Here is a 21,945-nt window from a genome sequence, read left to right as displayed (position 1 = left end):
TATAAAGAGAGTGTGCTAAAGTGTCTTAGGACGTGAAAAGAGCGTAGGCAGGTGCATTTTCATGCAAATTTTATAAGAATAGAGGTCGTGACAAAATTTGAAATGAGGTAGCCAAATCAACGAGAAAATTGCTATTCAAAAGGGAAGCGATCAGCGTGGTATTCAGTAATCTTCGAGATGATATTTAGCGGCTTGTTCAAAACACCACCGGCGGCTCGATTGCAAAAAAAACAAGTAGTGGGTAGTTATAGCCGCAGGGGTGTGTGTCTTTTTTTTGCGTATTTTATACGGGGGGCGTCCATTTTTAAATCAAAACTAAGATTAAAGTTAGGGGCTGGCTTTTTGTCCTTTAGGAGGATGCCGTAAGCGAGAGCTTTGAAGGAGTCCTTGCGCTTCTAAAATAGGGTAGACCATGGAGGTCAAGAGGGAATTAATTTGCTTGAGATCGCGTATAGTGTCGAGATGAAGGCTGGACGATTCCACATTTTGGATGTCACCTTCACGTAGATGTTTGAAATGTTTTAAGCTCATTTCTTTTTCTAAATTACGGAGTTGGTCTTTTTTCTGCACTAATAAATGGGCGGTGTGTGTGTCACGTGAGACAAGAGTATTAAATGCGATATGTGCATTTGCTAAAACAACGGCGTGAAAATGGAGTAGGTCGTTCCAGCTGTCATCGGCGAACTGTAAGCCCTTTTGTTGTTTCTTTTTTACTAACGCGAGCATATTACGGATAATGATATCTCCTGCTTGATCTAGTTTGATACACGCGCTCAGAAGTTCTTGTGTTTGGAGAGCTTCTTCATCCGATAATTTTTGCCCAGCTAACTGCACAAGGTAAAGCTTGATAGCGGTGTATTTTTTGTCCAATATAGTGTTCAGCTGGTTGAGCTCATGCATAATGCCGGGATCGGGCTTTTCGTAAAGTTCCATGATTTTTTCTAGCATAATGTCAACAAGGTCACAAATATGGATGACTTCACGCATGACATTAGAGAGAGCTAGGCTCGGGCGGTTAAGAACGCTATCATCGAGAGCCGTTTGCTTCGCTAGATCGAGCGTTCTATCGGCGCGCAATTTATTTGCATTCATATGTACAATTTTAGTGGTTAATTTTAAAACCCATTTTGATAATGGTATACCGGCAAGGAGGATAAAAATATTAAAAATGATATGGGCGTTAATGACCTGACTAGGGGCGTCTTTACCAAGCCATGTAGTCGTTGGTTGAAAAAGAGTAAACGAGATCAGGATAAGAACTGAGCCGGCGCCCCGCATCAGTAAATTGCCTAAGGAAACGAGGCGGGTATCGGGTGGAGCATTGCGTGTTAAAAGTGGCGCTATGAAAGAAGAACCCAAATTGACGCCAAGCACCATTACAATGCATAATGGAGCGTGAATAAGGCCATAGTTAGCGAAATTAACCAACAAAATAATTCCGGCGATAGATGAGTGCAAAAGATAAGTTAAAGCTGCTGCTAGTAAAAAAGCGGAAAGGAGGTCTGTTGAAAGGTAACCAACGATATTAGGCAGAATCACGCTATCACGTAGAGGCTCTGTGGCGGCGCTTATCATTTGCAAAGACAGAATTAAAAGGCCAACGCCGATGATGATGCGCCCTATTTGGTGCCAATTAGGTTTTTCGGTCATCATAAAGATAACAGTACCGACTAAAAGACATAACGGCACGATAATGGTGAGGTCGTAAGAGAGAATTTTGACAACTAACGCTGATCCCAATTCCCCCCCACGTACTGCTATAAGACCTGTTAAGCCGGAGACAAAACCAGAACCCACAAAAGAACTCACAAGAAGTGTCACTGCAGTAGAGCTTTGTAAAATAATCGCCATAAAAAGTCCAAAGCCCGCAGCAAAAAATGGATTGGACATGACGTGACGTAGCTCGTATTTCAGTTTGTCCCCGCAGGCACGTTCAACTCCTGTACGCACCATGCGTGTAGCTAAAAGAAGCAGGGAAACAGCGCCCGCAAGGTGAAGGAGCAGTAATGAGCCATTCATGATATCTCCTCTTCCTTCTTCTTGTGGTGAATCATAATTAATTTAGAGCGCTAATGCTATTGAAGTTTATTTTACTTTTTTGCAAGTGTGTGAAGAAAATCATAATCAGTTGGATTTTGAAAAATTTTTAAACCAAAATCAGGGAGAATAGAATAAAGGTGATCAAAAATATCGGCTTGAATTTGTTCATAGTCTTTCCAGATAGTTGTGTTGGTAAAACAATAAATTTCTAGAGGTAGGCCATTTGGCGAGGGAGCTAATTGACGCGTCATCAGAGTCATATTTTTTTTGATGCTTGCGTGCTCCTGTAAATAGGCTGAAACATAAGCGCGGAAGGTTCCGATATTGGTCAAACGGCGTGTATTAGCTGGTACGTCATGGTTCTTGCTTAATTTAGCATTCCATTCATTAATTTCTGGTATTTTTTGCACAAAGTAGCTTTCTAGTAGATTAAAGCGTGCAAGGTATTCTTGTTCTTTTTTTGTATGAAAGCGGATGCTCGACTGGTCGAGGAGTAGGGACCGTTTGATGCGTCTTCCGCCGGCTTCTTCCATTCCACGCCAATTTTTGAAAGGGTCTGTGACTAATTTTCGAATAGGGACCGTGGTGATCGTTTTGTCGAAATTTTGAACTTTGACGGTATGGAGGGCAATTTCAATAACATCGCCGTCTGCGCCAAGATTGGGAATTTCAATCCAGTCGCCGACGCGTACCATATCGGTAGATGAAATTTGGATTCCCGCGACAAGAGCGAGCAGTGTATCTTGAAAGACCAATATAAGCACTGCTGCCATTGCGCCAAGACCAGAGAAAAGGATGAGAGGTGAGCGGTCGATCAGTATGGCTACCATTAAAACGGCAGCAACAGTGAAAAGTGCAATCTTAGCGATTTGGATATAACCTTTTATCGGCTTTAAGCGAGCCGCTGGTCGTTGTTCGTAGAGGGTATTAAGGACGTTAAAAAGGGTAGAAATTGTCAAGACAGCGACAAAAATGATAAAGGCGTTGGTAACATTGCGGATGACAATATTGAGCTCATCGGGTACTCTGGGTATAAAATTAATACCGATTGAGATGGTAAAGGCCGAAACAATGTTAGCCATGTACCTAATAGAATATTCAATGTCGGCGGCTGCAGCTTTGGGGAGAAAAGAAAAAAGCCGTTTCGCTCTGTTTATAAGTAAAATCCGAGCTAAAAAATTGACCGAAAATGCTGTAAAAATAAGGACAACGAGCCAAGCAGTTGTTTCTAGCAAGGGGTATTGAACGAGAAATTTTGTCACTTTTTCTGTCTCCATTTCTGAGTTATCATCGGTTAATGATTGACAAATTTGCCAGCCGCCTAAGACAAAGTATTGAAATTATGTTCTAAAGTAGTTAAACATTCGAAAAAGAATTTTCAAAATCTGTGAGAGATAATGCGCTTCCCGCCTGATTTCCTTGATGAGATTCGCACGAGGGTACCGATTTCAACGATTATCGGACAAAGGGTGGCGTTTGACCTCCGAAAAAGCAAGCCTTCTCGGGGAGATTTTTGGTGCTGTTGTCCATTTCATAATGAAAAAAGTGCAAGTTTTCACTGTGACGATAGTAAAGGCCGTTATTATTGTTTTGGCTGTGGTGTGAGTGGCGATATTTTCACTTTTCTTGGCGAGCTTGATGGGTTGCGTTTTTCAGAAACTGTTGAGCGTTTGGCCGATTTTGCTGGTGTAAAACTGCCTATCTTTGACCCACAAAGTCATAAGCGCGAAATGCAAAAGGCTGACCTCTATGATATTATGAAAATAGCTGCGGATTTTTTCCAATATAATTTGCGCGGTGAAGGAGGTGCGCAGGCGCGCCGTTATCTTCATGAACGTGGTGTAACTTCAGAGCTTGCAGAGCGTTTCCGAATTGGTTTCGCCCCGGTGGGGCGCACAATTTTAAAGGAAGCTCTAAGCGCGCGCGGTATTTCAATGAAACAATTGGAAGAATGCGGTCTTATCATATCGGATGAAGATACTGAGGATTCTTACGATCGATTTAGAAATCGTATCATGTTTCCTATCGAAGATTTACGGGGGCGCGTCGTGGCTTTCGGGGGGCGTGCGTTAGATAAAAATATGCAGGCGAAATACCTCAATAGTCCCGAAACAGTACTTTTTCATAAGGGAAATATGCTTTACAACGCTGCTTCTGCTCGCAAAAGCAGCCGTTCTGCGGGGGAGGTACGTTCTATTCTCGTTGTTGAAGGTTATATGGATGTGATTGCCCTGACTAAAGCTGGCTTCAGAGAAGTGGTGGCACCTCTAGGCACAGCATTAACAGAGACACAAATTGAGCTTTTATGGCGAATGGGGCCTAATCCAATTTTATGCTTTGATGGAGATGAAGCTGGTTTAAAGGCCGCTTTGCGTGTTGCGGATCGTGTGTTGCCTCTTTTGAAAGCGGGGATGTCTGTGCGCTTTGTTTTATTGCCGCAAGGCCAGGACCCAGATGAAATTGTCCGTGCTGGTGGAGCGCAGCTTTTCGATTCTTTTTTGCAAAAATCAATTTCGCTCATTGAGCTTTTATGGTGGCGCGCCACTTATGGGCAGCATTTTGAAACTCCAGAAGCGAGAGCAGCACTGGAGCAGAAACTTAAGCGGCAGATCTTTACAATTAAGGATGATGATGTACGTCGTTATTATTTCCAGGATATAAAAAAACGGCTCTTCGATTTTTTTCGTCCATCTTTTTCGAGAAAAAAAAACACGGGAGGATATAGCCGAAAAAAAGAGGATGGGACGTTTAAAAATCAATCTTCTGCTTTGGTCAATTCTGATATGACACGCAATTCATCTTATTCTATTCCTTTGCGCGAGGCAGTTATTTTGTTGATTTTAGCTCATCACCCTGAGCTTTGGCACGAAAATTTTGAAGTTCTTGCCGAGTTAGAGTTGAAAAATATTCAATTAATGAATTTGCATCAGTCTATGCTAGAAATTCTTGGGAGCCAGCAGCTTCACGATAAAGTAACAATGGTTATGTTGTTAGAAGAAAAGGGGCAGAAAGCTATTTTAGAGCGCATAAAAAATCTCGTACAAAATGTCGGTATGCGTACAGCCTCTGCTGGCGCCCCTATAGAAGACGCTCGCACTGCATTAAAACAGGCTATCTACTTGCATCTTCAAGAACACCACCTACATAAAAGATTACAAGACGTTGAAGAACAACTCATGAAAAATCCTAATAACGAGGTTTTTAATCTCCTTCGTGAGGTAAAAAGTGAGCTGGAACGGATGCAAGCAACGGAAGCCTTAATTGAAGGGTTTGGGTGTTGGTTCGATGAAGAAGCAGACGGAAATAAATTAAACAAGTTAAAATGATTCGCTTTTTTTTAGCGAATCAGTCACCAAAGATTCCTAAGGTTGCAGAGTCTGTTGCAGAAACAGCGTTTTTGTGAAGATATGTTGATTGAATTTTAGGAAAAGCGGGAAATTGATTCTTCTATGTGGTGCAGAGATTATCTCAGAAAAGCTGGGAGGAATCGGGGAGGTTTTTATGGCTTTTCCGTGTTTTCGTGTGAGTTAAGGATGCATGCAGAGCTACACTTTTTCGGTAAGTGTTGACCCTATGAAAAAGGTACATACGTAGAGTTGTTTATGCACTTAAAGTAAGGCGCAGAAGAGCTGGTCGCACGAAGCTTGCATGGTGATCAGGTGGAGTAACGGTATGGCAACAAAGGCTAAACAGAAAGACGATGCAGAAGAAACGGGCCAAGTGGGTTTGGATGGTCCTCTTCTTGATTTTTCCGATGATGCTATCAAAAAGATGATCAAGCTTGCCAAAAAAAATGGTTATGTAACAATGGATGAGCTGAATGCGGTTCTTCCTTCTGATGAAGTTACATCTGAGCAAATTGAAGATACATTGGCAATGTTTTCCGAAATGGGTATTAATGTTGTAGACGATGAAGATGAAATCGAGTCTGAGCATTATGAAGAAGAAATTATTATAGAAGGAGGCGATTTAGTAGGGGCTACGAGCCGTGCAGTTGCGACAGTATCTAAGCGTGAGGCAACAGATCGGACTGATGATCCAGTACGTATGTATTTGCGCGAAATGGGAGCGGTTGAGTTGCTTTCGCGTGAGGGTGAAATTGCCATTGCTAAGCGTATTGAAGCGGGGCGTGAGACGATGATTGCGGGGCTGTGCGAGAGTCCTTTGACGTTTCAGGCGTTAATTATTTGGCGCGAAGAGCTGAAAGAGCACCGCATCCTTCTTCGTGAAATTATTGATCTTGAAATGACTTATGCTGGTCCAGAGGCTAAGCAAGCTCCTATCATTGATCGAGGTAAAGTAGAGCGAGTAAAAGATGAGGCATCGCTCTCTGATGCGGGGAATATTACGGGAGATGTAGTCGAAGATGAAGATGAGGAAGAGGATGAGGTTAATTTATCACTTACCGCGATGGAAAACGAACTTTATCCTCAGGTTATGGAGACTCTGGATTTCATCGCGGAGACTTATGTAAAATTACGAAAATTACAAGATCAGCACGTTGAAGGTAGTTTAGCGGATCATAAAGCGGATGTTCTTTCGCCTGCTCAGAAAAAGAAATATATTCAATTAAAGGGCGAATTAATCCAAGCAGTGAAATCTCTTTCTCTGAATCAGAATCGTATTGAGGCACTGGTTGAGCAACTTTACGATATCAATAAACGGCTAGTTCATAACGAGGGTAAATTGAAGCGTGTCGCCGGGAATTACGGTGTTGGGCATGAAGATTTTTTGAAAGAGTATCAAGGCCGCGAATTAGATGCGGATTGGATTAATTATATCGCCACTTTATCTGGGAGTGGTTGGAAAGAATTTTCCACTTGTGAAACCAAAGTGATTCAAAGCTTGCGCGGTGAAATACAGAATCTTGCGCAAGAAACTGCTATTTCAATTGGGGAATTCCGTCGAATTGTTACACAAGTGCAGAAGGGTGAGCGCGAGGCAACAGTCGCTAAAAAGGAAATGGTAGAAGCTAATTTACGCCTAGTGATTTCGATTGCGAAAAAATATACTAATCGTGGCTTGCAGTTTCTCGACCTTATTCAAGAAGGCAATATCGGTTTAATGAAGGCAGTCGATAAATTTGAATATAGGCGCGGGTATAAGTTCTCAACTTACGCTACATGGTGGATTCGCCAAGCGATTACGCGGTCAATCGCCGATCAGGCGCGTACCATTCGTATTCCTGTTCATATGATTGAAACAATTAACAAGATTGTTCGTACGTCACGCCAGATTTTACATGAAATTGGACGTGAACCTACGCCGGAAGAGTTATCTAGCAAGCTGTCTATGCCATTGGAAAAAGTACGAAAAGTTCTTAAAATTGCCAAGGAGCCCATTTCACTTGAAACGCCTGTCGGTGACGAAGATGATTCTCATTTAGGTGATTTTATTGAGGATAGGAACGTATTATTGCCGATTGATGCTGCTATTCAGGCTAATTTACGGGATACAACAACCCGAGTGCTTGCTTCATTAACGCCACGTGAAGAGCGTGTTTTGCGGATGCGTTTTGGTATCGGGATGAACACCGACCACACATTAGAAGAAGTAGGTCAACAATTTTCGGTTACGCGCGAGCGCATCCGTCAAATTGAGGCAAAGGCGCTTCGTAAATTGAAGCACCCCAGTCGGTCCAGAAAATTACGTAGTTTCCTCGATTCTTGAGGGTATAGTGATACGTCCTGGAAGTGTGTTATTATTCATTGCTCGGAGTAGATACAAGGAGGAAGTGCGCATCAAAACAGGGCGGGGGCGAGGGTCTGAAAAGATTAGAGCGGGATTCGCGGTATCAAATATACAACGATCTTTAATGAATGTAGCCGAAAGAGGGGCCGTTCAGGGGGCTCGTGCTTATTAATGATCTGCGGAGAGTGAGTACCTAAAACGACGGTGCCTATTGCTCTCGAAAAACCGCCCCGCAATGCGCCAGTAAATATTTTAGTGCTGGCAGATTAAAAGCTCACACCAGTTGAGCGGGGGCTGCTATCTAAAGAGAGCCGCTCTAAATTTACCACCGACATCCCCCAGAGAAGCCGGTGAGAAAATTGCTCCATAAACGATCACTGACTAAGCGCCGCTTAGTTGTCAATAGCAAATGCTACATTAACAGTGACACTATAATTTAATTCACCACCTAAAAAATTTGTATCTTCGTCATTATCGTCTCTCTGAAGGCTCATCATACGCGACATCCGATGCGAACTGGAATTATATTCATTAATTTCAAGGATTTTACCCAATTTTACACCAGCTGCGTGCGCCAAGGTTTCGGCTCGTTTCATAGCTTCAGTGACGGCTTTTTTACGAGCTTCCTCATATAACGGCTTCGTGTCGACGTTAGCGAAGATGATACTACTGACGGAGTTGACACCGAACCCTATTGCTTGATCAAATATTTTACCGGCATCGGCAAGATTACGGATACGTACTGTCAAAGAATTTGAGACTTGATAGAGATCACTCTCGTCCTTTTTTTTCTGCTGTTCATCCGACTGCGATTGATGGATAGACAAACCCATCGTTTGTAGGTCATTTGCATGAATTCCGTTATTTTTAAAAGAATTTATGATATCGTTCATGGTTTTATTATTGGCCGCCAACGCTTGTTGAGCAGTTTTATCGTGAGTAACAACGCCTAAATTGATAATCGCCATGTCCGGTACTGCTTGACTTTCACCAGTCGCGGTAACTCTGATATTTGGAGTGTTCAATACGTCTTCATCTGAAACGAGCGCGTACGCAGATGGTATAACGGTTAGAAACGCCAAGGCTGCCAATATGGCCACTTTAACCCGGTAAACGCCCAAAAGCTGAAAATGTTTTTTTGTCATGTTTGCTCCTTTATGTTCGTAGGCCTCGGTATCTTGTCATTTTTCGGGGTAATTGTAAAGAAATTAGGGCAATTGTAGAAAAAACTGAGGGAAAAAAGAAAAAGATTAATTATAGTTCAGGCAGCTCTTGTATCACGGAGCATTTTAGTTTAGAGGGGTGTAGTCTGTGGGGCCTGTAGCTCAATTGGTTAGAGCCAGCGGCTCATAACCGCTTGGTTGGGGGTTCGAGTCCCTCCGGGCCCACCACATTTCAGTAAAATCCGCAATTTATGTAAAAATGCGAGATTTTTTCCCGTTGATTCTGTTGCATTTTTTGAATACTATCCTGCGCATTTCCCTAATTTTTTAATTGCCTCGGTGGCTAATCTTTTTCTTCTGCTATCTTTGTATAATGTGACGCTATTGTAATCGTTACTCCAACCAAACAGTGCTCCCATTTGTGCTAAGGTTACACCTGCATTTGCAGCATGTGCAGCGGCTATTTTTGAGCGTCATGAGCAGATTTTTAATATCGGCTGCATATAGGCCTCACAGAAACGGTTTCCAAAGCTTTCTTTTGTTAAAGAATCCCCTTTTTTACAGCGTATAAAAGTATCTGAACCCGTTTCGCTACGCTACAAATTGTTTTTAAGTCCCGGAAAAATGGTGAGTGAACCTCTGTTAAAAGCTGCTCTTTGTCTATTTTAAAAGATAAGATACTGTATTAAACATCTTCTAACTGATACGAACCACATTATTGCGACGCAAGCCTGTATAAAGCAAAATGTCAAGCCGTGCACATTCTTTGGTGTAACCAGCCCAATGCGCATGATAGGTTTCTGCGTCTTTTTCCGTCTAAGCTGTAAATCCATCTTTATTTTAAAATATAGTTTTTCGACGCCAATCGTGGGCGTATAATAAAACACTATTATATTTTACCTAAGCCAGACAGATCGGAGGTTAAAATCAGAGTGTGTGCCTGTTCTCAGATAGAGCATTGAATATTTATCATTGCTCTCTCATTTTCATAAGTCAATCTATTGCCAAAATTTAATGCTTGGCGTTAGTATGCCCGGTAGGGACTGATACGTTTCCCAGAACACATATCACTGAAGATATACGTATCACTATCGGCTTCACAATTGCTTGTATGGATAAATTCTCTTCGCTCTCTAAAAAGTCGCCTAAGTTGCCCACCGGCTTTAACCTCACAAAAGTCACGTAAAGCATGAATTATGAAATCTGCCATAAATTCGTATTTCTTTTTTATAATCTCTCTTTGTATGGATATGGCAAATATATCATTTTACAAAAGAGGACGCTAAATGTAGTGTATTAAGGCTCTATGTGAAGAGGTAATGAAATGGGAAGTTGGGTTAAGGACTTCAGGGGACAATTAAAAGCGAGTCCCCTGAAGTTTCCCCGCTTTAAGGTGGTATATAAGGTACGCGAAGAGGCGATAAGCAGCTCTTTTCTCTCTAATCCTTAATAATCCCACTCTCCTTCTTTAAATATTCTGGAAAATACCTAGACTATCGATAAATTCAGGAATTTCAGCTTCTCTTGGCCAATATAATTACCTTGTGACTCTATTCTTTGCGATTCATAGCTACATTATCCCCCTTTCGTATAATCACCGTCTCTTGCTCCCGTACATCTGGTAATAAAAAAATCTTAGATAAGGCAGAAACTCTCTTCAAAGTTTAGCTCAGATAATTTTCTGAAGTTATTCCGATTTATTTATATGCTTAAAGGACGGAGGTGTAAGGAGCTGTTTGCATTTCTTTGCTTACCAAAGATCAAAGTTAGTCCGCGGCGAAAGCCACGGGCGCGCTGCACTTACTCCTGCCATTTCAAGGTGGACAACAAGATTAGTTGAATGCTCAAATGCCCTTTAAGGATTCGTAAAGCCGCGCGCGGCACCGCCAAGAACTGTGCTGCTTCACCCACCATCAAGCCGAGCCCTTTAATAACCATTGCGTAAAATGAAACCCGCGTGAGGGAGATCGCGCGTCATAATACACTCTCTTTCGCCAATCTTGATAATCAACGAACTCGATATGCCGCAAACTTAAACCGATGCCCCAGTCTTCAGTCACACCGTGCACATCGAGACGCGCGAAAAAGCTCACACTTCAGCGGCCCCCAACACGCCAGCTTCATAAAATACACTCAATTATGCCTGACGTCAGCAATCGCCTTAATTTCATAACCCTAACAGTGGTACACTGCGCACTTTTTCGTTTATAATCAGGGATATTTTGTTCAAGAAAGGAGATATTTATGAGAAAAATTAGCAAAGATGGGATTGAAGAATTAAAGAAATGGGAAGGCTTACGGCTTGAGGCTTACAAGGATATTAGAGGTGCTTGGACAATCGGTTATGGCCATACAGACGGCGTTAAAGAAGGAGATAAGATCACGGCTCAGCAGGCCGAAACCCTCTTAAAAAAGGACCTCACACACTTTGAACAGGCCGTTAATGAAGCAGTTAAAGTAGACTTAAGCGACAACCAGTTTGCTGCTCTCGTTTCCCTTGCATTCAATATCGGGGCGGCCGCCTTTAAAGGATCCACCTTGGTTAAAAAACTCAATAGCGGTGATTATGATAGCGTGCCTGAGCAACTTAACCGGTGGGTATACTCTGGAGGAAAAAAATTGCAGGGTTTGATCAACCGCCGCGCTTCCGAAATAGGACTATGGTCGAGGGGTTCCTTTGTTGCTTCACAGAACGTTGAGTGTGGGGAGCCTGAACCTAAGCAGCTTCATGAGACAAGAGAAGGCAAATCAGCTATTCTCGCGGCCTTGGGGCTCTTGGGGTCTATATGTCTTGAGACGGCTCATCAGATTCAGCCTTTAGTTGAGAACGTGAGTATGATGCGCTATGCGTTTTTAATATTAACATTCGCGGGTGTCGGGCTTGGACTTTTGGCAACGATGAAGCGACTAAAAGAGACGTAATGGGTACCAGCGATCAACGTATTTTTGATGTTAAATAACTTAGTTCAAGGCCAAGCGCGTTGAATGATACCCATAAATATTGACTAAGCGGGGGGGCCTTTTTTATTCAAAGAACAGCAGAAAGCTTCGCGCGCTGAGAACGCTTTTGCGAAATACCTATCGTGCCTTTTGCACGATCTATTTTCAAAAGTGTCTCGTAAAAGTTCATCTTGTGTGACTTCGCTTTTGGAGCGATTTGCTTACATTAGAGGGTGCAATTTTTATTTCACCTATTGTACCGAAGAATTTAGCATCATTTAGCTGACCTGATTCTAAACGAAAGAGGCATACAGAAATTTTATGCTTTGCTCTTGCGTTCTTAAGTTTATCAAACCATTTTTGAAAATTTTAGTCTGTTTTATTTTAATCGTTATTGTAACTTATAAAATAGAGAAAATTCAGCTCAAGTGAAAAGCTATCTCGTTATTACCGATGCGGTATTAGCCGTTTTTTTATCGGCTCTCTTCAAGATATTTAAGCTTAGCCAGGACAAAGAGAAGCGCACGCAAATATAGGTCAATTTAAGGGACGCGCGAATAAGATCATAGGTCGAGCATGCAGTCAATCAAGATAGCGATAATCGTGTGCGTTTTAGCATGCTTAAATGGGTAAGTGATAAATAGGGGTTCATCTTGTGTCTGGTGGCATCAATTCACCCAACGCCAAAGGATGTGGCCAATATGAGCTTGCCATTAGCTTGCCGAATCTTGAAATACCATAAGGGCTGAGCTTTGCGACTGGTTGTATAATAGGGGGTATTTTATATTAATTTTTCGCTTTTTTATGCAATAAACCCAAGTGGGGTGATTTTACTAACAAATTCTCTTGCTTACCAAATAGTCCTAAGATGGGTTTATTTTTAAGGTCAATAACAGGAGTGACTGTCGGTCTAACTTCGAGAAGATGTAGGTTTATAGGAAAGCTATAAAAGTCTAAGAGAGTATTAATTCATACTTAGAATGTGCGGTAAACGGTGAGTCAATGATCAGAACAGGCGTTGCTATATTTAAAATGAGGGGGCCGTGTTTATTTGTTAGTGCAGCTAATTTTGATGAAAAAGAGGAATTAGATACACCCGCACCCTTCGCTATTATTGCTTTGATATAGTGCTAATATTAATGGTGCGCTAGGTTTTAGCCCCTTTTCTAAGGAAGATATTATTATATAAAAATTTTTTCAATGAGGTCAATTAAGCCTTTCTTTGGAATTTTTTTGGTAGAAAAGGTTTTATCTGGGTGTCAGGCCAAAACAATATTACCGAGGCGTAGACAGGAAGCGGTTCTTAATGGGGCGAGTGGGAAGTTACCATTATAGACAGCGCGCATTGTAAACAATCACCCCCCTCAGCGGCGGCTTTGCGGCAGCCTCGCCGCCGGCTTATTAAGCCAAATTTCTTGCGAAGATACTCGCTTTGCACTTTTCGGAACACACCGCCCACTCAAAAAGCGCCGTCTTCCGTTACAGAAGAAAGGGCTCTCTTCGATCACTTAGACCCAGCCCCCCTCGCACCCACTATACAGAACGCGAAGAAAAAGCCCCGCAAAAAATACTAGAGCGACAATTCTTTTACAAAAGCGCCGTGCGCGACCTTTTTAACTTTATCAATATCCCTTAGGATATCCTGCTTCGTTAGATAACCCTTACTAGAGAAAGCAATCTTTCGCTCATCTTCTGAAATTAAACGCCAGTACCATCGATCACGAACACCCTGAAATATTTCAAAACACACGCTTCTCACCTCACAAAAAAGCCCTCGCCCCACAAGACGAGCACCCGACACACCCCCGCACCGGCAATAAGTATGTTCCCATGAAAGGGAGTCAATATATCCTTCTTGAAATTTTTTTAAGTTAAACCGATAGCCTCTGTGAGAATACTATTGTGTAGTAAAAAGCTATTTACTGGGTAATGAAGTAAAAATTTCTACTTCGAAGTGGAGTAGTATAATGCTAACCTGAGCAACGCAGCTTTCTCGCTTAAAATGAGGGAATTCGCTTTTTGCCATCGCAAGGCAGCAGCGTTTTCTTTACGGTAAAGGTGAGTCTCGCGGGGCACGCAGAACTCCGTCAGTATGGAAAAAATTAGAGCATCTCTTTTCTCCATACCGCTAAAGTCAAAATTTCTTCAGTTCCGCCCTCCCTCAACGATACAAATATTTATTTATGAGGAACAGTTTCTTTACGTGACACACTTCGAATGAGTAAATCGATGAAAAGACTAAGGGCGTAAGAACTGGCCATCTTTGCTTTCATATCAATCAAAGAGGCGGCAATTTTAGGGCTAAAGCCATTGGATATGTCTTGTGCTAGCAGATATTGCTGTAGTTTTTCATAGGAGCTTTCAATTTTTTCCTGATTTAGGTTGCCGCTGTGGCAATTATTGGTGAGGATATCTTCAAGCCCTTCAATTTTTTTAATAAAATAATTCCAGTCAAATTCACTTTTAGTGCATTCGGTGTCGAACATTTTTCCTTGTCCGGTTAAAAGCCAATTGATATTGACGCCGTACAGCATCCGATACGTTTGTAAGACGCTGAGATTAGGCTCTCTTTCTCCACGCTCGTAAAAAGCGATAGAGTTTTTTGTCATGCTAAAATTTTTAGCTAATGCCTCACGTGATGGATTCCCTAAAGCGAGGCGTATATGACGTAAGCGTTTTCCGAATACAGTTTTTGCTTCAGTTTCAGGACGTGCCATGAATTATCTCCCTCAATAAATCATCATGGTATGAGCTTTTGCCGATAAATGTACACAATGTATTAATATCTCATTACTCAATTTTAACATTTGTAGTCAATATTTGTAACTTTTATTTCTCTTTTTTTTGAAATTTAATGGATATAAAATGAGTTTTAACTTTTATGTTTTACTATTATTTGTATTTTACTGCTTAGTGGTTGTGTTTAAATAAATGATGATAAAGCTCGGCCGATTTTGTTCTTGTTTTTTGAAGAGCGGATCGCATATAGGCTTATTGCGCGTATTCTACATTTTTGCTGGTAAATGTGATTTTTTGGTTGGCAAAAAATAAGTTTAAAAGATGAATTCTGAGGAATAATCATGGCCCTATTAGGCTATTTTAAATGGGCTTTTTTCTTCACAATTGTTGGTGTCTGTTTAAGTGGGGTCATTGGTTGGCTCGAAACAGGGCATATTACTGGTTTCTTTAAATATTTTTTCATTTGCTGTGTTTTAGGAATTTTGGAAATTTCTTTATCTTTTGATAATTCTATTATTAATGCACGTGTTCTTGAAAGGATGGAACAGCTGTGGCGACGTCGTTTTTTGACATGGGGTATTTTGATAGCAGTATTTGGTATGCGGATCATTTTTCCGATTTTGGTAGTTTCTTGTGCTGCTTGGATAGATCCAATTGCAGCGGTCAAATTGGCGATATGTGAGCCACATCAATATGCGGCAATCTTAACGGATGCTCATGTAAGTATTGCAGCTTTTGGCGGTACTTTCCTCATGATGGTCGGTTTAAAATATTTCTTCGATCCCGAAAAAGAGGTACATTGGCTGGCATTTATAGAGAGACCGGCTCAGAGATTGGGTTCACTCACGGGGGCTAATATCGCAGTTGTTTTGGTTTTTATATTGTTTTTTTCAGGAAAAATTGCGGAAGAAGACAAACTGACTTTTTTACTTGCTGCACTTTATGGGCTTTTAACATTTATAATGGTTGAAGCAATCAGTTTTTTTTTGGATTCTCCCCAAAATTTATTGATTTCAGCTGCTAAGGGGGGAGCTGGTTCATTCCTTTATTTAGAAATTCTGGACGCTAGTTTTTCTTTTGATGGAGTTGTCAGCGCATTCGCTTTTTCACATAATATTTTTATCATCGCGATCGGCCTAGGTATAGGTGCATTTTATGTACGTTCCATGACAATCATGCTCGTTAAGGCAGGGACATTATTACGTTACCGTTATCTGGAACATGGTGCATTTTACGCTATTTTGACACTCGCTGTGGTTATGTATACACAAGCTGTTATGCCGATTTCTGAGGAATTAACAGGGCTTGTCGGTGTGAGCGTTATCGGAATGGCGCTTTATTCATCTGTTCGTTTCAGACGTAACCACTCAAACGGGCATACTGCATCCAACTAGACGGTATGAAATTTTTTGTCGTAGCAGTATGCCGGGAAAGGGTGATTAATAGGCCATAAGAAGCTCTACGCCAGCTTCATTCATAGTTTTGAGCATTGTGTTTAGTGATCCGTTTAAGTCGATACCAGCGCATGCATTGAGTAAAACGCTGACTTTAAAGCCACATTTTATGGCGTGGAGTGCAGAAAAGCCGACGCAAAAATCAGTTGCTAAACCGCACATGGCTAGCTTTGTGAAGCCGTGTTCTTTAAGATAGAATTGCAAACCCGTCGGCGTTTTTTGGTCATTTTCAAAAAAAGCGGAGTAGCTGTCGATTTTCTCATTATAACCTTTTCGAAGAATAAGTTGCGCCTTATCAGCTTCGAGAGATTCGGGAAATTCCGCACCTTTTGCTCCTTGTACACAATGATCAGGCCAGAGTATTTGAGTACCATAGTTTAGCTCAACTGTGTCGTAAGCTGCTTTTTCGGGATAGGAAGAAGCGAAGCTGCAATGCCCTTTAGGATGCCAATCTTGAGTTAAAATAACATGATCAAAACGGGTTATAAGATTGTTAACGATAGGTATAATAACGTCACCCTGCGGTACCGCAAGTGCTCCGCTCGGCAAGAAGTCATTTTGGATATCAATAACGATCAAGGCTTTTTTTTCCATAAATTCATTCCTATGAGCAGCTTGCTTTTTATTGTGATTCTCGGAGGTTATATCTCAGTTTTGAAGTTTCAAAATCATTTGGTGAAGGTCAGCGCTATTTTTATGCTTATCAAGCCAAAAGAGAGTAACGGGCGAGTTTTCACGATGATTTTGGTAATTTTTTGCTAATTGTAGCCATGTTCCAATAGGCAATGCGCTATAGTCAGCATTCGCGGTATGTCGGCGCAAAGCTCGAGTAATTATGGGGCTTGAGACGTCAGATCCCATGAGGTAGCGTTCAATTTTTAAACGTAGTTTGAACCACATAAAGGCAAGAGGTGAATATTGTTGCTCCCCATAACATAATATTGATGAAAAGAGGTGTGGGTTTTGTACGGAGTAATGTAAAGCCCATAATGCGAGGAACGATGGAGCGTAGAGAACCGGCTTTTCTCGCCGCTCTATGGTGCATTGATAGACTGGTTTGATACGGTAAAAATACAGTTTTATGTCTGGTGCAGCGAAAAGAGACAACGCTTGATGGCATGTTTCAGGAACAGCCAAGTGTATTTGTTTTTTGCTCATTGAAGGGGGGACTTTTGCATTTAGAATCGTTGCAGGACTTGTGAGATTAGAAAAAATATACCAATATAGGGCGGAAAGCTGTTAGAGAGATAAGGACCCCGCTCACTGCAAAATCGAGAGAAAACAGAAGCAACCTTTTCAGGGTTCTAACCCCCCCAATATCACGTAACATTAAAGGGAAATTTATGGCACGTCAATTTATTTATCACATGGCTGGACTCAACAAAGTATATGGTAATAAGAAGATTTTGGAAAATATCAATTTGTCTTTTTATCCAGATGCTAAAATTGGTATTTTAGGGCCGAATGGTGCAGGTAAATCGACTATTTTACGTATTATGGCCGGGCTGGATAAGGAGTTTACGGGAGAGTCATGGCTTTCTGAGGGAGCTCGTTGTGGCTATCTTCCGCAAGAGCCTGTTCTTGATGCAAGTAAAGATGTGCTTGGTAATGTGATGGAAGGTGTTGCGGATAAGCAGGCCATCGTAGATCGTTATAATGAATTGATGATCAATTATAGTGATGAAACAGCTGATGAAAGTGCTAATCTCCAAGATATTATTGATAATCAAGGTCTTTGGGACCTAGAAAATCAAGTAGAAATGGCTATGGCTGCTCTTGGTTGTCCACCCGCTGATGAAGATGTGGCAAAACTTTCTGGTGGAGAGAGACGGCGCGTTGCACTTTGTAAATTGCTTTTGTCTAAACCTGATTTATTGCTTTTGGACGAACCAACAAACCATCTGGACGCTGAAACTACGTCGTGGCTTGAGAGACATTTGCGTGAATATCCGGGCGCAGTGCTTTTGATTACGCACGACCGTTATTTTCTCGATAATGTAACGGGTTGGATCTTAGAATTAGATCGCGGTAAAGGGATCCCTTATGAAGGCAATTATTCAGCTTATTTGGGCGCTAAAGCCAAGCGTATGATGCAAGAAGGCCGTGAAGAAGCAGCTCGTCAGCGCGCATTATTGCGTGAGCAGGAATGGATAGCTTCTAGCCCGAAGGCACGCCAAGCAAAATCAAAGGCCCGCATTAAAGCTTACGATGAATTAGTTCAAGCAGCGCGTGAGCGCCGCCCTGGGGATGCTCAGATTATTATACCCGTGGGTGAAAGATTGGGACAGGTCGTTATCGAAGTTTGTGATTTGTCGAAAGCATATGGTGATCGTGTGTTAATTGATTCTCTTTCTTTTAAGCTTCCTGCTGGTGGGATTGTTGGGGTTATTGGCGCTAATGGCGTGGGAAAATCTACTTTATTTAAAATGTTAACGGGCCGAGAACAGCCAGATTCAGGCCAAATACGGATCGGAGAAACAGTTCAGATGAGCTACGTTGATCAGGATCGCGATTCGTTGGCAGGTGATAAAACTGTTTGGGAAGAAATCTCTGGGGGCAATGAGGTCATTAAATTAGGCAAACATGAAGTGAATAGTCGCGCTTATTGCGGTGCATTTAATTTTAAGGGTGCAGATCAACAGCAGAAGGTCGCAAATTTGTCAGGGGGACAGCGCAATCGTGTGCATTTGGCTAAGCTTTTAAAAGAAGGAGGAAATGTCCTTCTCCTTGACGAACCAACAAATGACCTTGACACAGAAACGTTAGGTGCGTTGGAGGATGCGCTAGAAGATTTTGCTGGTTGTGCGGTGATTATATCGCACGATCGTATGTTTCTTGATAGGTTGGCGACCCATATTTTAGCTTTTGAAGGTGGCGGTCATGTAGAGTGGTTTGAAGGCAACTTTGCCGAGTATGAAGCAGATAAAGAACGCCGTCTTGGCCCCGATTCTGCGAATCATAAGCGTACGAATTATAAACCTCTCACACGTTAATATTGTCTGCCTTTTGTGTAAGTTCAGTTAAATAAGTTTTTGCATAAATTCATCTTATTCGTTTTGTCTCTTTTATAGAATGGATAGCAATCTTGTGCCCTGACACTAAATACGTTGAGTTAAGCGGCGCTGTCCGTTAGGGGGGACGCCTTTTTTCACGACAAAAGCGCGACGATATTCGGGGCACCAAAAAAGTCCTATTTATGTATTTTGGATAAAATTGTTTCAAATTGGATCAAATTTAATATTTTTTGCCTAAATTTTTCCTTTTTTTAGGGATTGTACGCCTTTTTGCATTATTTTTTTATGAAAGATGATAAGAAATTCTTGTTGTTTAAAACATTTTGTTCCATAGCAATGAATGTTGCGTCGGCTATCTTGATGGTTGATGTGATGGGACGATCAGGGAGCCTTCCCCCCCCCCCCGCGTGGATCCCTTAGATTGTCTGGCCCGACTGGGGATAACTTCGGTCGGGCTTTTTTGTTTTAATTTCGGCGTCTGAATTTAACGGAATTATCACATTTTTGCAGATTACTCAAAAAGGCGTAAATTTTTCACATAACGTTATCTACGCTGATTTGCCTATGGTAGATGAGGCGGGGATGTCAGAAGTGCCATATTTCGTTTCGCCGGATTGCCTTTGATGATCGAGGAAATTGCTCTTTGTCAAACAGCAAGAATGCTTATATAGATAATCGCATATTTTGTAATACTGTAGTGTTTGGGGTGAGAGCTGATGAAGCTTAGGTGGCGTCGTACTATTATTTTAATTTTGTTTATATCGCTGATTTTTGTATCTGCTTTTTTGGTTTACCGAGTTTTTTTATCTTATCAATTTGTATTTAATGGTAATTCTCTCTCTCAGCAGGTTAATTTGACAGAAGATATATTGTTAGAAAGGCCGGCAGTATCTGCGCCAGATGCTATAGAAAAGATATCTAAGATGAGTGTTCAGCAAAAACGGCAGATTATCGAACAGGCGCGCCGGGACGCGATCGCCGCTGCCTCCGCGAGTGGCCAAAATAATGAGCAAGCACAAAAATTCGGCCACGTCGCGGCTGAGGCTATATCGAAAGCGATAAATCACCCTTCTGCTGGCGCTTCTTAATTTTTAGCCGTCTATTTGTATAATTATTTGGGAGAATTATGCGTTCTTAAAGGGTTCAGATTCGCCGTATTGCATCATTAAAAAAGTTTTTATGGTAGCGTCGGAGGGCTGCCATGGGAATTTTAATTCTGCACTACATAAATATGGAAGATAGTGCGGTCACCGTGGCTTTTTGTTTGCGGATTTTAAGCTGCTTGCCTGTTATGTTAATTCACGACAGTGGGCATGCTCCATCACTGATAAGCAAAGCTGATCATGTACAGCAAGCAGGTAAAAGCGCCCAGAGGGACAGTAATAGTGTAAATCTTTAGCGAAGTCGTTAATATTCGTCCTTTACAAAATTTCTGCGGCAATAGTTCGTAACAACAGATAGGATCGGTTCCTGGGTCTTTTCAGAATGCGACTCGGCCATCGTATATGTTATATAATTGATGTATTTCAGTGTGTTCAGGTATTTTTTATGAAAAAATTGATCTTAGTTAGCAATTTTTTTGCAGCATGAGAAAGTTACTTTGCAATTGTCTTAATATTTTCATTTTTGGGCCGTTCTTTAGCTCTTTTTTTAAGTAAAATACGCCGAGTGTAATTGTATTAAAAGCCTAATTAAGAGGGGGGAATGCGGTTTCTGAAAATCTTTTTAAGTACGGCGTTTGCTGTGTCTTTTTTATTCGGTGTAAATAAAACTCACGCAGTACTAGTTGCTTCGGCTCCGACTAAGAGTTTAGCTGCTGTTTTTTCCGGGGGGTCCGTTCGTCCTTATGAAGCTCTCATAAAAAAAATTGCAAATAAGTATAAAGTACCGGTCAGTTTGGCGCATGCCGTTATAAGCGTTGAGAGTAATTATAAAGCGCGTGCAAAAGGTTCCGCTGGTGAAATAGGTTTGATGCAAATTAAACCATCTACCGCGCGGGGGCTCGGGTTCAGCGGCCCCGTGCGGGATCTTTATAATCCTGCAATTAACCTTGAATATGGCATGCGTTATCTAGCACAGGCGCGTCAATTAAGCGGCGGTAATACATGTCGTACGATTCTTAAATATAACGCTGGTCACGCTGCGAAAAAGATGAATCCCATTTCAGCCAGATATTGTGAAAAAGTTAAAATGTATTTAGCTTCGTTGAAGCGGTAATACTCTTTAGGAATAACGAGCTTTCTTGAGGGGATTTGCGAAATGTTTCGTTGTCGGTATTTCCACTTTACAAAAAATGTTTTACAAGGAGTAGGTCAGTCGGTCGGGCAGCCGCGCTTGTTCGGTGTTAAAAAGTTCAGGTGAGGAAAGTCCGGGCTCCATGGAAAAACGGTGCCGGGTAACACCCGGCGGGGGTGACCCTAGGGAAAGTGCCACAGAAAGCAAACCGCCTGTTTTTACAGGTAAGGGTGAAAGGGTGGGGTAAGAGCCCACCGCGCGTTCAGTAATGAGCGTGGCAAGGTAAACCCCACCGGGAGCAAGACCGAATAGGAATGACGCGCAAGGTTCGACTTGCAGCCAGTTTCCAGGCAAGTCGTTCGGGTAGGTTGCATGAGGCGGATGGTGACATCCGTCCTAGATGAATGGCTGCCATGTAAAGCTTATGAGCTTTATCATACAGAACCCGGCTTATAGACCGACTGATATCCTTTATAGAAACTTCACGGTTGCACGTTTTTATTAAATTGTGCACTTAAATAAAGAATTTTTTTAAAAATCATAACATTTCTTTAAATGCGATAAGCTAATATATGCATCAGGTCGATTTTAACTCAATTTTCTTTCATTGATTATAGTGAGCATGAGAGTTGAAATTTTTGTTGTGACGACATCCTTTGCTGTTGGCAG

General features: G+C 41.7%; 14 protein-coding genes, 1 tRNA gene and 1 other RNA gene. 9 read left to right on the top strand and 7 right to left on the bottom strand.

Annotated elements, in window-relative coordinates; all coding sequences use genetic code 11:
- Nucleotides 1-327: 327 nt before the first annotated feature.
- Together BANH1_RS04605 and BANH1_RS04600 are read right to left on the bottom strand one after the other, a co-directional pair.
- Nucleotides 328-2,019, bottom strand: a complete 1,692-nt coding sequence (locus BANH1_RS04605; RefSeq protein ID WP_015398245.1) for a Na/Pi cotransporter family protein — start codon at nt 2,017-2,019, stop codon at nt 328-330.
- A 71-nt stretch (nt 2,020-2,090) separates the two neighbouring features.
- The gene (locus BANH1_RS04600) at nt 2,091-3,302 is read right to left on the bottom strand and encodes a mechanosensitive ion channel family protein (RefSeq protein WP_015398244.1); all 1,212 of its coding nucleotides are present in this window, start codon (nt 3,300-3,302) and stop codon (nt 2,091-2,093) included.
- A gap of 135 nt (nt 3,303-3,437) precedes the next feature.
- On the opposite strand from BANH1_RS04600, the gene dnaG reads away from it, so the two are divergent.
- Together dnaG and rpoD are read left to right on the top strand one after the other, a co-directional pair.
- Complete coding sequence (dnaG, locus tag BANH1_RS04595) at nt 3,438-5,366, top strand: DNA primase (RefSeq protein WP_015398243.1); 1,929 nt, start codon at nt 3,438-3,440, stop codon at nt 5,364-5,366.
- Between the two features lie 346 nt (nt 5,367-5,712).
- The gene (gene rpoD / locus BANH1_RS04590) at nt 5,713-7,710 is read left to right on the top strand and encodes an RNA polymerase sigma factor RpoD (RefSeq protein WP_015398242.1); all 1,998 of its coding nucleotides are present in this window, start codon (nt 5,713-5,715) and stop codon (nt 7,708-7,710) included.
- Between the two features lie 413 nt (nt 7,711-8,123).
- On the opposite strand, the gene BANH1_RS04585 is transcribed toward rpoD, so the two are convergent.
- On the bottom strand, nt 8,124-8,876 hold the full coding sequence (locus tag BANH1_RS04585; RefSeq protein ID WP_015398241.1) for an SIMPL domain-containing protein: 753 nt from the start codon (nt 8,874-8,876) through the stop codon (nt 8,124-8,126).
- 169 nt (nt 8,877-9,045) lie between these two features.
- On the opposite strand from BANH1_RS04585, the gene BANH1_RS04580 reads away from it, so the two are divergent.
- Both BANH1_RS04580 and BANH1_RS04570 read left to right on the top strand, forming a co-directional pair.
- Nucleotides 9,046-9,122: transfer RNA gene (locus BANH1_RS04580), tRNA-Ile, on the top strand.
- 2,016 nt (nt 9,123-11,138) lie between these two features.
- Nucleotides 11,139-11,816, top strand: a complete 678-nt coding sequence (locus tag BANH1_RS04570; RefSeq protein ID WP_015398240.1) for a lysozyme — start codon at nt 11,139-11,141, stop codon at nt 11,814-11,816.
- 1,588 nt (nt 11,817-13,404) lie between these two features.
- Here the strand turns inward: BANH1_RS04570 and BANH1_RS04565 are convergent.
- Nucleotides 13,405-13,584 carry a YegP family protein gene (locus tag BANH1_RS04565; RefSeq protein WP_015398239.1) on the bottom strand — a complete coding sequence of 60 codons (180 nt, stop codon included), beginning with the start codon at nt 13,582-13,584 and terminating at the stop codon, nt 13,405-13,407.
- Between the two features lie 427 nt (nt 13,585-14,011).
- The gene (locus tag BANH1_RS04560; RefSeq protein WP_015398238.1) at nt 14,012-14,551 is read right to left on the bottom strand and encodes a helix-turn-helix domain-containing protein; all 540 of its coding nucleotides are present in this window, start codon (nt 14,549-14,551) and stop codon (nt 14,012-14,014) included.
- A 363-nt stretch (nt 14,552-14,914) separates the two neighbouring features.
- On the opposite strand from BANH1_RS04560, the gene BANH1_RS04555 reads away from it, so the two are divergent.
- On the top strand, nt 14,915-15,967 hold the full coding sequence (locus BANH1_RS04555) for a DUF475 domain-containing protein (RefSeq protein ID WP_015398237.1): 1,053 nt from the start codon (nt 14,915-14,917) through the stop codon (nt 15,965-15,967).
- Nucleotides 15,968-16,012: 45 nt separating this feature from the next.
- Here the strand turns inward: BANH1_RS04555 and pncA are convergent, their stop codons facing one another.
- Together pncA and BANH1_RS04545 are read right to left on the bottom strand one after the other, a co-directional pair.
- A complete protein-coding gene (gene pncA, locus BANH1_RS04550) occupies nt 16,013-16,621 on the bottom strand; it encodes a bifunctional nicotinamidase/pyrazinamidase (protein ID WP_015398236.1) in 609 nt (202 codons plus the stop codon).
- 54 nt (nt 16,622-16,675) lie between these two features.
- Complete coding sequence (locus BANH1_RS04545) at nt 16,676-17,185, bottom strand: hypothetical protein (RefSeq protein WP_015398235.1); 510 nt, start codon at nt 17,183-17,185, stop codon at nt 16,676-16,678.
- A 185-nt stretch (nt 17,186-17,370) separates the two neighbouring features.
- Here BANH1_RS04545 and ettA point away from each other — a divergent pair, with 185 nt between their 5' ends.
- From ettA to rnpB, 4 genes are all read left to right on the top strand, one after another.
- Nucleotides 17,371-19,020 (top strand): energy-dependent translational throttle protein EttA, encoded by a 1,650-nt coding sequence (ettA, locus tag BANH1_RS04540; protein WP_015398234.1) that lies wholly within the window; start codon nt 17,371-17,373, stop codon nt 19,018-19,020.
- A 737-nt stretch (nt 19,021-19,757) separates the two neighbouring features.
- Nucleotides 19,758-20,129: a hypothetical protein gene (locus BANH1_RS04535; protein WP_015398233.1), complete on the top strand. Its 372-nt coding sequence runs from the start codon at nt 19,758-19,760 to the stop codon at nt 20,127-20,129.
- A 616-nt stretch (nt 20,130-20,745) separates the two neighbouring features.
- A complete protein-coding gene (locus BANH1_RS04525) occupies nt 20,746-21,258 on the top strand; it encodes a lytic transglycosylase domain-containing protein (protein WP_015398232.1) in 513 nt (170 codons plus the stop codon).
- 95 nt (nt 21,259-21,353) lie between these two features.
- An RNA gene (gene rnpB / locus BANH1_RS07115) (RNase P RNA component class A) lies at nt 21,354-21,745 on the top strand.
- Nucleotides 21,746-21,945: the final 200 nt, after the last annotated feature.

The organism is Bartonella australis AUST/NH1 (assembly GCF_000341355.1).
GTDB classification, from domain to species: domain Bacteria; phylum Pseudomonadota; class Alphaproteobacteria; order Rhizobiales; family Rhizobiaceae; genus Bartonella; species Bartonella australis.
Note: the sequence above shows the minus strand (reverse complement) of the source record. Positions and strands in the feature narration are given on the sequence as shown.

Bases quoted from the DNA above. Each gene is read 5' to 3' on its own strand.
- BANH1_RS04605 (WP_015398245.1), bottom strand. From the start codon at position 2,019: ATGAATGGCTCATTACTGCTCCTTCACCTTGCGGGCGCTGTTTCCCTG.
- dnaG (WP_015398243.1), top strand. From the start codon at position 3,438: ATGCGCTTCCCGCCTGATTTCCTTGATGAGATTCGCACGAGGGTACCG.
- rpoD (WP_015398242.1), top strand. From the start codon at position 5,713: ATGGCAACAAAGGCTAAACAGAAAGACGATGCAGAAGAAACGGGCCAA.
- BANH1_RS04585 (WP_015398241.1), bottom strand. From the start codon at position 8,876: ATGACAAAAAAACATTTTCAGCTTTTGGGCGTTTACCGGGTTAAAGTG.
- BANH1_RS04570 (WP_015398240.1), top strand. From the start codon at position 11,139: ATGAGAAAAATTAGCAAAGATGGGATTGAAGAATTAAAGAAATGGGAA.
- BANH1_RS04560 (WP_015398238.1), bottom strand. From the start codon at position 14,551: ATGGCACGTCCTGAAACTGAAGCAAAAACTGTATTCGGAAAACGCTTA.
- BANH1_RS04555 (WP_015398237.1), top strand. From the start codon at position 14,915: ATGGCCCTATTAGGCTATTTTAAATGGGCTTTTTTCTTCACAATTGTT.
- pncA (WP_015398236.1), bottom strand. From the start codon at position 16,621: ATGGAAAAAAAAGCCTTGATCGTTATTGATATCCAAAATGACTTCTTG.
- BANH1_RS04545 (WP_015398235.1), bottom strand. From the start codon at position 17,185: ATGAGCAAAAAACAAATACACTTGGCTGTTCCTGAAACATGCCATCAA.
- ettA (WP_015398234.1), top strand. From the start codon at position 17,371: ATGGCACGTCAATTTATTTATCACATGGCTGGACTCAACAAAGTATAT.
- BANH1_RS04535 (WP_015398233.1), top strand. From the start codon at position 19,758: ATGAAGCTTAGGTGGCGTCGTACTATTATTTTAATTTTGTTTATATCG.
- BANH1_RS04525 (WP_015398232.1), top strand. From the start codon at position 20,746: ATGCGGTTTCTGAAAATCTTTTTAAGTACGGCGTTTGCTGTGTCTTTT.